15 protein-coding genes are annotated in these 13,984 nt (G+C 38.0%); 13 read left to right on the forward strand and 2 right to left on the reverse strand.

Annotated features, from left to right (window positions below):
* Positions 1 to 143: 143 nt before the first annotated feature.
* From ABM34_RS08430 to ABM34_RS08440, 3 genes are read left to right on the forward strand one after another with little or no spacing between them, the layout of a single operon-like run.
* The gene (locus ABM34_RS08430) at positions 144 to 659 is read left to right on the forward strand and encodes a methylated-DNA--[protein]-cysteine S-methyltransferase (RefSeq protein WP_048704962.1); all 516 of its coding nucleotides are present in this window, start codon (positions 144 to 146) and stop codon (positions 657 to 659) included.
* Positions 643 to 1,188 carry a bifunctional transcriptional activator/DNA repair enzyme AdaA gene (locus ABM34_RS08435; RefSeq protein ID WP_048704964.1) on the forward strand — a complete coding sequence of 182 codons (546 nt, stop codon included), beginning with the start codon at positions 643 to 645 and terminating at the stop codon, positions 1,186 to 1,188. Before ABM34_RS08430 ends, ABM34_RS08435 begins: the two co-directional genes overlap by 17 nt.
* A gap of 47 nt (positions 1,189 to 1,235) precedes the next feature.
* On the forward strand, positions 1,236 to 1,742 hold the full coding sequence (locus tag ABM34_RS08440) for an acyl-CoA thioesterase (RefSeq protein WP_048704965.1): 507 nt from the start codon (positions 1,236 to 1,238) through the stop codon (positions 1,740 to 1,742).
* Here ABM34_RS08440 and ABM34_RS08445 read toward each other — a convergent pair.
* Complete coding sequence (locus ABM34_RS08445; RefSeq protein ID WP_048704967.1) at positions 1,739 to 2,491, reverse strand: SDR family oxidoreductase; 753 nt, start codon at positions 2,489 to 2,491, stop codon at positions 1,739 to 1,741. The genes ABM34_RS08440 and ABM34_RS08445 overlap by 4 nt on opposite strands.
* Positions 2,492 to 2,649: 158 nt before the next feature.
* On the opposite strand from ABM34_RS08445, the gene ABM34_RS08450 reads away from it, so the two are divergent.
* From ABM34_RS08450 to ABM34_RS13240, 4 genes are all read left to right on the forward strand, one after another.
* Positions 2,650 to 3,033: a winged helix-turn-helix transcriptional regulator gene (locus tag ABM34_RS08450; protein ID WP_048704969.1), complete on the forward strand. Its 384-nt coding sequence runs from the start codon at positions 2,650 to 2,652 to the stop codon at positions 3,031 to 3,033.
* Between the two features lie 584 nt (positions 3,034 to 3,617).
* Entirely contained in the window at positions 3,618 to 4,367 is a 750-nt protein-coding gene (locus tag ABM34_RS08460; protein WP_048704972.1) for a sulfite exporter TauE/SafE family protein, read from the forward strand.
* A 60-nt stretch (positions 4,368 to 4,427) separates the two neighbouring features.
* Positions 4,428 to 4,700 (forward strand): hypothetical protein, encoded by a 273-nt coding sequence (locus ABM34_RS08465; protein ID WP_048704973.1) that lies wholly within the window; start codon positions 4,428 to 4,430, stop codon positions 4,698 to 4,700.
* A 169-nt stretch (positions 4,701 to 4,869) separates the two neighbouring features.
* Positions 4,870 to 5,787, forward strand: a complete 918-nt coding sequence (locus ABM34_RS13240) for an MDR/zinc-dependent alcohol dehydrogenase-like family protein (protein WP_048704975.1) — start codon at positions 4,870 to 4,872, stop codon at positions 5,785 to 5,787.
* A gap of 201 nt (positions 5,788 to 5,988) precedes the next feature.
* On the opposite strand, the gene ABM34_RS08475 is transcribed toward ABM34_RS13240, so the two are convergent.
* A complete protein-coding gene (locus ABM34_RS08475; protein WP_335337486.1) occupies positions 5,989 to 6,279 on the reverse strand; it encodes a type II toxin-antitoxin system RelB/DinJ family antitoxin in 291 nt (96 codons plus the stop codon).
* A 355-nt stretch (positions 6,280 to 6,634) separates the two neighbouring features.
* Between ABM34_RS08475 and hflX the strand changes: the two genes are divergently transcribed.
* The 6 genes from hflX (at position 6,635) to ABM34_RS08505 (ending at position 13,661) form a co-directional block, all read left to right on the forward strand.
* Positions 6,635 to 7,921, forward strand: a complete 1,287-nt coding sequence (gene hflX, locus ABM34_RS08480; RefSeq protein ID WP_048704978.1) for a GTPase HflX — start codon at positions 6,635 to 6,637, stop codon at positions 7,919 to 7,921.
* A 140-nt stretch (positions 7,922 to 8,061) separates the two neighbouring features.
* The gene (locus ABM34_RS08485; RefSeq protein WP_048704979.1) at positions 8,062 to 9,696 is read left to right on the forward strand and encodes a peptide ABC transporter substrate-binding protein; all 1,635 of its coding nucleotides are present in this window, start codon (positions 8,062 to 8,064) and stop codon (positions 9,694 to 9,696) included.
* Positions 9,697 to 9,716: 20 nt separating this feature from the next.
* A complete protein-coding gene (gene opp3b / locus ABM34_RS08490) occupies positions 9,717 to 10,649 on the forward strand; it encodes an oligopeptide ABC transporter permease (protein WP_048704980.1) in 933 nt (310 codons plus the stop codon).
* Positions 10,649 to 11,671 carry an ABC transporter permease gene (locus ABM34_RS08495; protein WP_048704982.1) on the forward strand — a complete coding sequence of 341 codons (1,023 nt, stop codon included), beginning with the start codon at positions 10,649 to 10,651 and terminating at the stop codon, positions 11,669 to 11,671. Before opp3b ends, ABM34_RS08495 begins: the two co-directional genes overlap by 1 nt.
* Positions 11,672 to 11,682: 11 nt before the next feature.
* The gene (locus ABM34_RS08500) at positions 11,683 to 12,732 is read left to right on the forward strand and encodes an ABC transporter ATP-binding protein (RefSeq protein WP_048704984.1); all 1,050 of its coding nucleotides are present in this window, start codon (positions 11,683 to 11,685) and stop codon (positions 12,730 to 12,732) included.
* A complete protein-coding gene (locus ABM34_RS08505; protein ID WP_048704986.1) occupies positions 12,732 to 13,661 on the forward strand; it encodes an ABC transporter ATP-binding protein in 930 nt (309 codons plus the stop codon). The genes ABM34_RS08500 and ABM34_RS08505 overlap by 1 nt, the downstream gene beginning before the upstream one ends.
* Positions 13,662 to 13,984 lie beyond the last annotated feature (323 nt).

Consider the following 13,984-nt stretch of genomic DNA (forward strand, 5'->3'; position numbering starts at 1 on the left):
ATCTAAAGTCAAGACACTAAAATAGCGCATTCCAAAAATTGGAATGCGCTATTTTTTTGTATTTATTGATATTAAAAAGCCAGATTGTGATACTTCTTGATTCTTTTGTGTTGTATTATCGTATCAGTAAAGGGGGCGTTTCTATGTATCTTAAATCGGTTTATGCTTCACCTCTTGGTGAAATGACTTTGCTGGCTAAGGATGAGGCTTTGGTTGGGGTTTGGTTTTCTGATCAGGCTCATTTTGGGGCTGGTTATGACTTGGACTCTGTTGATTTTGGCGAGTCTCATCCGCTTTCTCTTGCTGCTTCTTGGTTGGATTCTTATTTTGCTGGGGAACGTCCTTCTATTGATTCTTTGCCACTTGCCCCTGAAGTTACTGAATTTCGGGGTCTTGTTTTGTCGGTGCTGGAGTCGGTTCCTTATGGTTCTACTATTACCTATAAAGAGATTGCCACTCGTATTACTGACCTTCGTGGTGGACGCAAATCATCTGCTCGGGCTGTTGGTGGTGCTGTTGGGCATAATCCTATTTCAATTATTATTCCTTGTCACCGCGTTGTTGGTAGTAATGGATCCTTGACTGGCTATGCCGGTGGGATTTCTCGTAAAATTGCTTTGTTGGATTTGGAGGGTGCTGCTCATGGCAAGTTCATCTGAGTGGAAAGCTATTTCGAATAACGATGCGGAATTTGACGGTGTCTTTTGGTATGGGGTTAAAACTACTCATATTTTTTGTCGACCTTCTTGCCCGTCTCGTCTTCCAAAACGGGAGAACATCTCAATTTATTACGACCCTAAACTGGCGGAAGCTGATGGTTTTCGTCCTTGTAAAAGGTGTCGTCCTTTGAACTCAATTGTTTCTAATGAAACTTGGGTTCAAGAAATCGATGAATTTTTAAATAATCATTATTCTGAAAACATCACTTTATCTTCGTTATCTAGCCAGATTCATGGTTCTGAATCTTATTTACGTCATGTTTATAAACAACTGACTGGTGTGACTCCGCAACAAAAGCTGATGAATATTCGTTTGGAATATGCTAAGTCTTTGTTGAAGAATACTAATGATTCCATTAAATCCGTTGGTATGTCTGTTGGAATCGATAATACAACTTACTTTATTCAGTGTTTCAAACGTCGGTTTGAGATCACGCCGAAACAATTTCAGTATCAATCTAGGCTTTAATGAAGTAATATCAAATTAAATATATATTTATGGAAGGAAATTCCCATATGACTCAAATGAAATGTAAAGATACCCTCTCAATTACTAATCACCGTGTTTTCGCTTCTGATTTAAACGAACACAATACTGTTTTTGGTGGTCAAATTTTATCTGCTATTGATAATAATTCTTCTATTGCAGCTTCTCGTGCTGCTCGTATCGAAACCGTTACTGCCTCTGTTGACCAAGTTAATTTTATGCATCCCTTTGTCTTACAAGATTCACGTTGTGTTGAGTCTTATGTGACTGGTGTTGGTAGTTCCTCGATCGAAGTTTTTACCAAAATTATTGGTGAACATTTAAAAACTGGCGAGCGCTTCCTTGGTCTCACGTGTTTTTCAACCTTCGTACTAACTGACCGTAGCATAAAGCTTCCCGAGATAATCCCCGTCAGTGATGAAGAAATATTTGTTTGCGCAGGCTATAAACAACGCAAACTTGAACGTGGAGAGAAGCTTAAAGAACAAGTTGAGCTCAATAAGCATATGTCACTCGATTTTCCTTGGGATAACTAATAATCGCGTTGGTTTGTTGAACGAAGAATAACTTCGTTGATCGCAACGGTGTCTTCAGTATTGATTGCATATACTACTGCATTGGCAACATCTTTGACGTTCAAGCCTTCATTCATTTCAGTTGCCTTAACAGCAGCTCTTGTTTCTGGATCCGAGATTGTTTGTGCCAAGGCCGTCTGTGCGTGTCCGGGTGAAATCATTGTTGATTTAATATTCTTGCCAACTTCTTCGACACGCAAACCTTCCATAATTGCACGCATTGCGTATTTTGTTCCTGAATAAACTGCTGAGCCTGCTCCTGTAAAATGTCCAGCGACTGAGTCGGTTGTGATTATTTGGCCACCACCTTGTTCCTCCATAATAGGAAGAACAGCGTTGATTCCATATAAAGCACCCATGACGTTGACTGACATCATTTGTTCCCATTCAGAAACTTTTCCATCACGTAATTCGGAAATAGGCATCAAACCTGCATTGTTAAATAGGACATCAATTTTTCCAAAATGGTCTTTGGCAAAATCAATTAGACTTTTGACCTCTTCATTTCTTGTGACATCGACTGATTGATAGATTACTTCTGTATCAGGATAAGTTGTTGTTAGTTGATCAGACAAATTTTTAAGTGCCGATTCTCTTCTGGCTCCCAAAACTAATTTGGCACCTTTTTCTGCCAATTGTGTAGCTGTTTCTTTACCGATACCACTTGATGCTCCTGTGATTACGACTACTTTATTTTTGATGAATTCCATTGTTAAATCCTCCTGTAAACTAGGTTATGGACACAGTTTAGCGGGATTCTAAATCTTTACAATTACGCACTTTGATATACCTAACTTACCTAAAAGTAAGTTTTATTGAGACTCTAAGATTTGCTCGAATTAATTTTTTTGAAAGTAAGGTTAATTATATGGCTGAAAAACAAGCAAGCTACCAAAATGGCGTCTTGGCGACCCTTTCTGTAATGGGAGGAAAATGGAAACCCCTGATTCTTTGCCACATGGGTGCAGGCCCAATTAGACCCGCAGAATTACTTCGAGTTGTTCCAGGCATTTCCCAAAAAGTTTTAACAGATCAATTACGCGAATTAGAGCGCGATGAAATCATTGCCAGACATGTGTACAATGAAGTTCCACCTCACGTTGAGTACGAAATCACACCTTATGGCGAAACTTTGAATAAAGTTTTAATCGCGATGTCGACCTGGGGTGAAGATAGAATCAAGCGTCTGCAAGAAAAAGGACAGTCGGTTGATTTAGTTTATCCAGATCATGAAGGATACGATAACGATTAATTATTATTACCCTATTGGCTAAAATGATAACTAGTAGGGTTTTTCTTAAACTCCGTATATGTTAAAGCTGAATTAAACTGCAAACAGATATGAACCAGTTTTGTAAATAGAAGAAGGGAAACAGGATGTTGAATTATCTCTTTGCGTGGGGAATCCCATTTCATTTGTTATCACTCGTAATCATATATATGTTTGCTGAGTCAAATGCCATGAAACATATGCGTCCTATACTCTTTGGTGGAAAGCCGTTGAATATGTTGTTGTCATGGTCTTTATTAATCTTAATCGGTGTACTTGTTTATTTAATTCCCTATTTTTACCAACTGTTAATCTTCATAATAGGATTTTATCTTGTATTTGAATTGCATAAGTTCAATAACTAAAAATAAGGGCGAAAACCAAATTGGTTTTCGTCCTTATTAAATTTCAACGTTATCCTAAATCACCTGTCAAAAATTGTCCTTTACAGAACCTATAGCTCCAAATAGTTTTTAATTTATTCCGCGATAACTATAGCATGTTCATCTTTACATAATACTCAAATTTGTCAGAGAGAGTAATATTAAAGTTATGGAGGCTTCACAATGACATATGTTTCCTTGATATTAATTGGTTTTGCAATTGGTTTATTCGTTCTATCGACTGGTGGCGGTGGTGCAGCACTTTACATTGGCGTCTTAACTAGCGTTTTCCACCTAAGCGCACCAGTGGCTGCAGCAACTTCACTGTTCACAGCCTTCCCTTCACTTTGTGTTGGCGCATTCGGACACTATAAAGCTGGTAATATTCGATTTAAAATTGGAAACCAAATGTTGCTATCAGCAATTCCAGCAACTATTGTTGGGGCATTAGTATCACGTTTCATACCTAAAGATGTTTACACTTGGATCGTCGCAATTATCTTAATCGTCCTAGGAATTCAAATCTTGTACTCACGTTTCTTCGGTAAACAAAAAACCAATATGAAAACTGCTCACGCTGGTTTAAAAACTGCTTTCTTTGGAATTGTCAGTGGCCTCATGGTCGGAATCGCCGGGTTAAGTGGTGGTGGACCAGTCATTGCCGGGCTATTGGTTATGAATTTAGACATGGTTCGAGCTGCCGCAACTTCCTCATATATTCTCGTCGGAACAACTGGAGTCGGATTACTCTTCCACTTATCAACCGGAAATATCGATTGGAAAATCGGTGTTTCATTAATGATTGGTGCCATCGCAGGGGGATTATTAGCGCCAAAAATTTTGTCAAAATTAGATCCAATCAAATTTAATTCATACGTGAAACCATTTATTGGTGTATTACTACTGGTCATGGGATTACGGATGGTTGTTTAGAATCACGAGTGCTATTGTGTATACGACATGAGGGGTTGAAAACCTATTGGAGGAATATTGATGAAAAACAGAAATTCTGAGAACATGACGAGCATCGAAATAATTTTGAATAAAGAATCTAAAAAAAAGGCAGAAGAAGTTATCAAAGCTAGAACTGGTCTTAAATTTAATGAATACATTGAAGCATTAGTTCAAAAATATGCAAACGAGTATGACAACGAGATATTAAATAATGAAACTCAAAAATTCATCGATGAGGCAGGTAGAGGTGATAGAACAAACTTCATAACTGCTGAAACCACCGAAGATTTTTTCAATGATACAAATATTTAAATTAATAAAAGTTACATTCAACAAAATAGAGAACTGACATAAGTCAGCTCTCCATTTTTATTTTATATTGGTCGCATTCCCTCCTACATCTTTAAAATATCAGAATACTGATTTCACCAAATCTCTCAGATAAAATACAATGCCCTTAAAGATTACGGAGGCAGTGACTATGCAAGCTATTTTACAAGAGTCCTTTAACGGTATCGAAGATTTGAAAATCAGAAACGTCGTCGAACCCAAGATTTCACCTTTTACGGCTTTAGTGGAAACGAAATTCACACCTGTTTTGCCTTACGATTGGCGAACCGAACTTGGAGAGCTGCAAGCAATTCGTCCAGTCAAACTTCCGTTCACCATCGGTTACAGTTTCAGTGGCATCGTCAGGGGCACCGGCGCTTTAGCAAGCAAAAGTTTAATAGGGAAAAATGTTATCGGTGTGTCACAGTCTGGTACTTCTCAACAATTCAATCGTGTGTTGGTATCCCCTATTTTGTTCACTTTGCCTGATAATGTCAGTTTGGCTGAGGGTGCAACAATCTTCGGTGGGGCAGATGCGGCATTGAGCGCTGTTAGAAAAATTCATGCAGGATCAGGCGATACGGTTTTAATTACTGGTGCATCCGGTGGTGTCGGAACTTACATGATCCAATTTTTGAAGATGCGAAACGTCAAGGTCATCGCTTTGGGACATCCCCAAAATAAAAATTTCCTACTAGGAATTGGAGCCGATGACTTTATCGACTACACTTCTGACATAGATAGACATCTACAGGATCATCCAGAAATAAATAAAGTGTTAGATACAGCTGGAAGACCTGAACTACTTTCAACAATCTCACAAAATTTGAACAATCTTCAAATCATATCTTTATCCCTACCAAATTTCCGAACGGCAAAAATAAATCAATCTTTTTCATTCACACAAGGTCCAATTATGCCGAGTGATTACAAGAAAATAATTGCTCAACTTGCTAACAATGAATTACATGCCTACATTCAAGAAGTTTTCAATTTCAGAGACGTCATTGCCGCTCAAAATAAATCCAAAAACTCACATTCGTCTGGAAGAATCTTACTACAATATTAGAGAGGAACACCATTATGCCTTGGTTATTATTATTAACAGATATAACAAGTAATTCATTTATTCATCAGGCTTTCTACTTATTATTTGGAACTTTCATCACCGCTTGGATTGTCCGAGCTGTATTCATAGTCTGTCTAGTATTGTTTATTTTGAAAAAATTGAATATAAAGTAAAGCTGCAATTAAATTAATAATTGCAGTTTTATTTGTTTAGATATTTTTTCAAATCTTCTACATTAGTAAATTCAGGTATGTCATCAGGAATTATTCCCAAGTCCTTTGCTTCTGCCTCGACCATAGCTATCCTCGTTACTCTATTTGGAATCTCTTCTGGCATAACAATTTCAAAGGGAACTTTGTTTTGAATTACAAATTGTTCAGCAGCAAGCTTCATATAATCTTCAAAGCTAAGACCAATCTCACCAAGGTGGATATCTAGTTCTTGTTTAAGTTTGTTATCTAATCTGATTGTTATGGATGTTAAACTCATCATTCTCACTTCCTTTGTATACGTCATAACGATAACACATAAGACAACTACTTAGGTTAAGTAATTGGTCTAAATGGTTATAACTCAACAATCGTGTTATCATTGTAATAATAATTTTGAAGGGATTTGATTGCCATGCGTTTTATGCGCTTAAGAAGTTTTAATAAGTACACACATAAATAAACGGAGCCGTGGCGTATATCCGGGTTTTGCTAAGTATGCGGAAACGCGTAACAAAACTCAGCTTCTTCCGCTTAACAGCACAAGTCACGATATCCACAGTACGGATATTGTGACTTCTGTGTTAATGCTCGGAAGCTTAACGAGTTCTGTCACGCTCTGATATTTGGAGGCAAATTTGGAAGACTTAAATAATACTAAAGAACGAGTTATCATTGCGGGTGTTAGTCACCTGCAACCTGACTTTGACTATACTATGGAAGAACTTGGTTCATTGGTGGTCGCTAATAACATGGAAGTTGCTGATGTTATTAAGCAAAACGCTGATTCTGTCAGTGGTGCTACTTACTTTGGAAAAGGTAAGGTTACTGAGATTGCTGAAATTGCTAACGCTGATGATGTTACTACCATTATTTTGAATGATGAACTAACTCCTTCCCAAATTCGTAACTTGGAAAAAAGCACTAAGCTTTCTTTCATGGACCGAACTGAATTGATCTTGCAAGTGTTCTCGAATCGAGCTCACACTAAGCAAGCTAAACTACAAGTTGAAATTGCTAAATTGCAATATCAACTTCCAAGAATTCACCCATCAGGAAATCCACTGGATCAGCAATCATCATCTGGTGGCCTTGCTAACCGTGGTGCTGGTGAAACAAAACTAGAAATGGACCGTCGTGTCATTCGTAAACGTATCGACTATCTCAGAACTCAATTAAAGGCCGTCGACAAAACTATCGATGTTCAAAGTCGTCGCCGCACCAATACCACTGTTCCACTAGTTTCCTTAGTTGGTTATACCAATGCCGGTAAATCAACAACTATGAACGGATTACTCAATTTCAACAAAGACGATTCCGAAGACCGTAAGGTTTTTGAAAAAGATATGTTATTCGCAACCTTGGATACTAGTGTCAGAAAAATTGATCTGGAAGATAATACTAGTTTCCTCCTATCTGATACAGTTGGATTCGTCAGCAAGCTTCCCCATAACTTGATTGAATCATTTAAAACAACTTTGAAAGAAGCTGCCGATGCTGATTTACTAATTCAAGTTATCGATGTTTCTGATGAACACTGGCGCAATATGATAGAAGTAACTGAAAAAACTTTGAACGAAGTTGGTGTAAAAGGCAAACCTATGATTTATGCCTTTAACAAAGCTGACTTGAAGCCAGGACAACAATTTCCAATGATCGAGGGAGATAATATTTATTATTCAGCGATTGATAAAGAATCAATTGCTAAATTAGTAGATTTGATTAAATTAAAGCTTTTCGCTAATTATGAAGAAGTAACTTTAATGATTCCCTATAAAAATCAAAAAATTGCTGAGGAAATCCTTAGAAATACTCAAATCATTTCCAAAGATTTCACCAATGACGGTTCACTTCTAACCGCTAAACTCAGTCCTGAACAAATCAATAACTACAAAGGATTCGTACAAGAAAAAGCCCCTGAATAGGAGCTTTTTTATTTTGTATTTTTTCTGATGATTAGCTACAATATTAATTGTCAAGAATTAGAATTATTTTAATCAAAAAGTATTGTCATTAATTTTAAGGAGAGTATTCTTAAAAGTATGTATGTCACAAGGGGGAAAATATGAAAAAGAAGAAGTATCTGTTAGCGCTGATACCACTATTCGGTATCGTCCTAATGTTATCCGGATGCGGTTCTGCCACTGAAAAGGACAGTAAAACTACCTTGTCAATCAGTTCATCTGACGTCATCGCCTCGATGGATTCGTCAATCAATACCGATGTTATTGGTGGACAAGGTTTAACTAATACAATGGATGGTTTATACCGTTTCGATGGTAAAAAATTAAAACCAGCCGTCGCCAATAGTATGGTTGAGCCAACTAACGATGGTAAAACTTATACTTACAAATTACGTCATACTAAGTGGTCAAACGGCAAACCCGTTACCGCTGGGGATTTCGTTTATGCATGGCGAAGAACAGTTGATCCAAAGACAGCATCTCAATATGCCTATATTTTCTCAGGTGTAAAGAACGCCGACGACATTAGTGCTGGTAAAAAGCCAGTCAATTCACTTGGGGTGAAAGCATTAGACAAATATACTCTCCAAGTTCAACTTTCTGACCCAATTCCTTACTTTAACCAACTGATGGCCAATGCTACTTTCTTTCCACAGTACAAACCTGCAGTTGAAAAAGCTGGCAAACAATATGGACTAAACAGTGCTGGTATGGTCTTTAATGGACCTTTCAAGCTAGTTAACTGGCACGTTTCAGATAATAGTTGGACTCAAGTTAAAAACAACAAGTTCTGGGACGCTAAAAGCGTTAAGTTGAAGAAAGTTCAATACTACGTATACAAGGATCCAAACACTGGACTCAATTTGTATGATTCAAATCGTATCAATCGTCTAGAAAAAATTGGTGGTGACACTGCTCGCCAAGTTTCCGGATATAAAACTTTCTCAAAAGATAAATTTGCTTCTACTTTCTATATTGAAATGAACCGTAAGAAAGATCCTTTCTTTAATAATGAAAATATTAGACGTGCTATTAGTCTTTCATTTAACCGTACACAATTAAACAAGAATGTTCTTGGTAACACTGCTGGATTTACTTCAACACTAATTCCATCAGGAATGTCTTACAATCCAAAGACTGGTGTCGACTTTACTAAAGACCCTGCCATCAAACCACTTGCTTCATACAGTGATTACAACCAAAAGCTTGCTACAAAGCTTTGGAAGAAGGGTCTCAAAGAAACCGGTCAAAAGAACTTATCATTCACACTTCTTGGTGATGATACTGATACAGCTAAGAAACAAAATGAATATATCCAAGGTCAAATGGAGAAAAACTTACCTGGTTTGAAATTGACATTAAATAACGTTCCTTTCAAATCACGTTTAACTAAATCTACAGATGGTGACTTCGACATGGTTGTTACAGCCTGGAATGCCGATTATCCAGATCCATATTCATTCTTACAATTATTCGAGACTGGGAATGCTCAAAATAACGGTAAATATTCTAACAAGAAATTTGACGAATACGTTAAGAAGAGTGCCACAGTCGATGCCAACAATAAAGACGCTCGTTGGAATGACCTAGTTCAAGCAACTAAGATTTTAACTGAGGACCAAGGTGTCGTTATGTTGTATCAATACTATCAAGCTAACTTAACACGTCCAAACGTTAAGAATTATCGTGTATCACCAAACGGAATGTATAACTTAGTTACGGCTTACAAAAATTAATAGGGAGTTGGGGAAATAACATGGCTAAATATATTCTCAAAAGAATTCTTTACTTGTTCCTGACCCTTTTCATTATTGCTTCCGTCACCTTCTTCTTGATGAAACTATTACCTGGTACACCGTTCACTAACCAGAATCGTCTTTCACCAGGTCAGTTGAAGATCGTTAAAGCGCAATATGGATTGGATCAACCTGTTTTCATTCAATACCTTCGTTACATGGGTGGACTATTCCAAGGAAACTTGGGAACTTCATACCAATTTAACAACGAACCTGTTACACAATTAATCGGTCAAAGACTTGCTCCATCAATGCAAATTGGTGCTCAAGCTATGATTCTTGGTACAGTTTTAGGTATCCTTCTAGGTGCCGTTGCTGCTATCAGAAAAAACACTTGGGTTGATACATTAGCAACTTTCATTTCAATTTTAGGATTATCAATCCCTTCATTCGTGTTGGCTGTTTTGCTTCAATTCTATCTAGCTTTCAAATGGCACATTTATCCAGTTGCTCTTTGGGATAACTTCCAATCAAGTGTCTTGCCAACATTAGCTTTGGCAGCTCTACCACTTGGTAATGTTGCTCGTTTCATGCGTACCGAAATGGTTGATGTTATGAGTAGTGATTACATTGAATTAGCAAAATCCAAAGGTAATTCAAATTGGCAAGTTGTTACAAAACACGCTTTGCGTAACTCATTGATTCCAGTTGTAACTATCATCGGACCAATGGCCGTATCAGTTATGACCGGTTCAATGGTTGTTGAAAATATCTTCTCAATTCCTGGTATCGGGGAACAATTCGTCAAATCAATCACAACTAACGATTACCCAACAATCATGGGACTAACAATCTTCTATTCATTCCTTTTGATCTTAGTAATCTTGATTGTCGATATTTTATACGGATTCATTGATCCAAGAATTAGATTAGGAAATGGGGGTAAAGAATAATGGAACAAGTTCCAAAAATCGCCAAAGATAAATTTAAACTACTTAAAAAAGACGATCATGCAGATCAAGAAAAACTTGGAACACCTTCACTGACTTACCTTCAAGATGTTCGTCGTCGACTATTCTCAAACAAAGTAGCAACAACATGTTTAATTTTGTTGGGAATCATCGTCTTGATTTCAATTTTCGCACCAGTTGTCGCACCACAAAATCCTAATGAACAAAAAGTTGAGTACTCAAACTTGCCACCTAAGATTGGTAATTTGAATATTCCCGGATTCAACGGTATGCAAGACATGGGCGGCAAAAAAGTTGACGCCTATAAAGAAGTTGGCGCACCTAAAGGTACTTTCTTCATCCTAGGTACTGATTACTTAGGTCGTGACCTACTTTCAAGAATTATTTATGGAACTCGTCTTTCACTTATCGTTGCCGTTCTAGCAACTCTAGTTGACTTGATAATCGGTATTCCATACGGGATTATCTCCGGTTGGAAAGGTGGAAGGACTGATATTATTCTTCAGCGTATCGTTGAAATCATTTCTTCAATCCCTAACCTAATCGTAGTTATTTTAATGATGATCATTTTAAAACCTGGTCTAACATCAATTGTTATTGCGATTGCCTTGACCGGATGGGTCACGATGGCCAGATTGATCCGTGCTCAGACGTTCCAGTTGAAAGAACAAGAATATGTTCTCGCAGCTAGAACGTTGGGTGAATCATCCACAAAGATTGCTACAAAACATTTGATTCCAAACTTATCTTCAACAATTATTATTCAAACAATGTTCACTATTCCCAATGCCATTTTCTTCGAAGCTTTCCTAAGTTTCATCGGTATTGGTATCCCCGCTCCAAACGCCTCACTTGGTACTTTGCTATCTGATGGTCAAAAAGCCTTCAGATTCCTACCATATCAAATGTGGGCACCCGCAATAATTTTATCAATCATCATGATTGCTACTAACCTTCTAGGTGACGGACTTCGTGATGCCTTTGATCCACAATCATCTAACTAAGGAGAATAGTTTTGGAAAAAATACTAGACGTAAAAAACTTACATGTAGACTTTTCAACCTATAACGGTACAGTCAAAGCTATTCGTGGCGTTGATTTTCATCTAAATGACGGTGAGACTCTTGCTATTGTTGGTGAGTCCGGATCAGGTAAATCAGTTACAGTTCGTTCAGTTTTACAATTATTAGCTTCAAACGCCAAGATTAGCCAAGGAGAAATTCTCTATCACGGCGAGGACCTATTAAAAAAGTCTGAAAAGGAAATGGACAACCTTCGTGGAAATAAAATTTCGATGATATTCCAAGACCCTATGACTTCTCTAGATCCAACAATGACAATTGGTAAGCAAGTTGCAGAACCACTTTTGATTCACAATGAAATGTCAAAAGCCGACGCAATGAAACGTGCCGAAGAAGTTTTGAGATTAGTTGGTATTCCTAATCCTAAAGCTAGAATGAAAGACTACCCTCACCAATTTTCAGGTGGTCAACGTCAGAGAATTGTTATCGCAATCGCTATCGTTGATTATCCAGAAATTTTAATTGCTGATGAACCAACCACAGCGCTTGATGTTACTGTTCAAGCTCAAATCATCGACTTGTTGCGTGAGCTTCAATTAAAAATTGGTACATCCATCATCTTTATCACCCATGACCTTGGTGTTGTGGCTGGTATTGCTGACCGTGTAGCAGTTATGTATGCTGGTAAGTTTGTTGAATACGGAAGTGTTGACGAAGTCTTCTACGATCCACAACATCCCTATACTTGGGGACTTTTGGATTCAATGCCTACCCTCGACACAAGTACACAAAATCGTTTGAACTCAATTCCCGGAACACCACCTAACTTATTGCATCCACCAGTTGGTGACGCATTTGCACCTAGAAATGCCTATGCCATGGAAATTGACACTGAAGAGCAACCACCATTCTTCAAAGTTTCAAAAACGCATTATGCTGCAACTTGGTTGTTGCACCCTGATGCACCAAAAGTTACACCACCTGAATCAATCCAAAAGCGTTTTGAAAAATATCAATCAATGATTGGAGGAGACGTTAAATAATGGCTGATGAAAGAGAACCTATCGTTCAAGTTAGAAACCTCAAACAATATTTCAACATCGGTAAACCTAATGAAGTTAAAGCTGTCGATGACGTCTCCTTTGATATTTATAAAGGCGAAACCTTTGGTCTAGTTGGTGAATCCGGTTCTGGTAAGAGTACAACTGGACGTAGTATTATCCGCTTGTACAACCCAACTAGTGGAGAAATTTTGTTCAAAGGTAAAGATATTAGCAAGATCAAAAATCACAGCAGCCAGATGAAAGATTTCCGCCGCGACATGCAAATGATTTTCCAAGACCCTTACGCATCTTTGAACCCTAGAATGAAAGTTAAAGACATTATCGCTGAAGGTTTGGACATTCACGGTATTGCTAAAAATGATGATGAGAGAACACAAAGAGTTGAAGAGTTACTCGACATGGTTCATTTGAATCCTGAACATATGACTAGATACCCTTATGAGTTTTCTGGTGGTCAGCGTCAAAGAATTGGTATCGCCAGAGCTTTAGCTGTTGATCCCGAGTTCATCATCGCTGATGAACCAATCTCAGCACTTGATGTGTCTATCCAAGCTCAAGTTGTTAACTTGATGCAAGATATCCAAAAGGAACGCGGTTTGACTTATATGTTTATCGCCCATGATTTGTCGATGGTTAAATATATTAGTGACCGTATTGCTGTTATGTACAGCGGCAAAATCGTTGAGTTGGCTGACTCGGATGAGATTTACAACCATCCACTTCACGCTTACACTCAGAGTCTTTTATCGGCTATTCCTGTTCCTGATCCTGAGATCGAAAAGACTCGTCGTCGTATCGATTTTGATCATTCTAAGCATTTCAATGATGCTCAGCATTTCCAAGAGGTTCTGCCTGGGCATTGGTTGTATTGTGACGATGCTACTGCAGCATCGTATAAGAACAACTAAATTTTAGGTTATTGCGGTTCACTGCCGTTCTCCGGGTAGGTTCGGCGGTGGCTGGAACGCTGTGAGCCGATTTTGAGGTTTTTCACAAACCGAAAAATCTCAAAACTCGACTTTGTTGTAAACGAGGCCTTTGCCTCGTCAACAACAACGCCACGGCTGAGCCACCGGCGAACCTACCCTGCGAACTAGTCAACAGCAAACTTCTAAAATTAGCAGTTCTTAAACCTAACCACAGTTCAATAGCCACATTCCGACTAATTCAGTTGGAGTGTGGCTATTTTTTTATTTCACTTCTTTTTTTATTTCCCTAATTTAACAATCTT

It is taken from the genome of Companilactobacillus ginsenosidimutans (assembly GCF_001050475.1).
Taxonomy (GTDB): domain Bacteria; phylum Bacillota; class Bacilli; order Lactobacillales; family Lactobacillaceae; genus Companilactobacillus; species Companilactobacillus ginsenosidimutans.

Coding starts and splice junctions, on each gene's coding strand:
- ABM34_RS08430 (WP_048704962.1), top strand. CDS start 144: ATGTATCTTAAATCGGTTTATGCTTCACCTCTTGGTGAAATGACTTTG.
- ABM34_RS08435 (WP_048704964.1), top strand. CDS start 643: ATGGCAAGTTCATCTGAGTGGAAAGCTATTTCGAATAACGATGCGGAA.
- ABM34_RS08440 (WP_048704965.1), top strand. CDS start 1,236: ATGACTCAAATGAAATGTAAAGATACCCTCTCAATTACTAATCACCGT.
- ABM34_RS08445 (WP_048704967.1), bottom strand. CDS start 2,491: ATGGAATTCATCAAAAATAAAGTAGTCGTAATCACAGGAGCATCAAGT.
- ABM34_RS08450 (WP_048704969.1), top strand. CDS start 2,650: ATGGCTGAAAAACAAGCAAGCTACCAAAATGGCGTCTTGGCGACCCTT.
- ABM34_RS08460 (WP_048704972.1), top strand. CDS start 3,618: ATGACATATGTTTCCTTGATATTAATTGGTTTTGCAATTGGTTTATTC.
- ABM34_RS08465 (WP_048704973.1), top strand. CDS start 4,428: ATGAAAAACAGAAATTCTGAGAACATGACGAGCATCGAAATAATTTTG.
- ABM34_RS13240 (WP_048704975.1), top strand. CDS start 4,870: ATGCAAGCTATTTTACAAGAGTCCTTTAACGGTATCGAAGATTTGAAA.
- ABM34_RS08475 (WP_335337486.1), bottom strand. CDS start 6,279: ATGATGAGTTTAACATCCATAACAATCAGATTAGATAACAAACTTAAA.
- ABM34_RS08485 (WP_048704979.1), top strand. CDS start 8,062: ATGAAAAAGAAGAAGTATCTGTTAGCGCTGATACCACTATTCGGTATC.
- opp3b (WP_048704980.1), top strand. CDS start 9,717: ATGGCTAAATATATTCTCAAAAGAATTCTTTACTTGTTCCTGACCCTT.
- ABM34_RS08495 (WP_048704982.1), top strand. CDS start 10,649: ATGGAACAAGTTCCAAAAATCGCCAAAGATAAATTTAAACTACTTAAA.
- ABM34_RS08505 (WP_048704986.1), top strand. CDS start 12,732: ATGGCTGATGAAAGAGAACCTATCGTTCAAGTTAGAAACCTCAAACAA.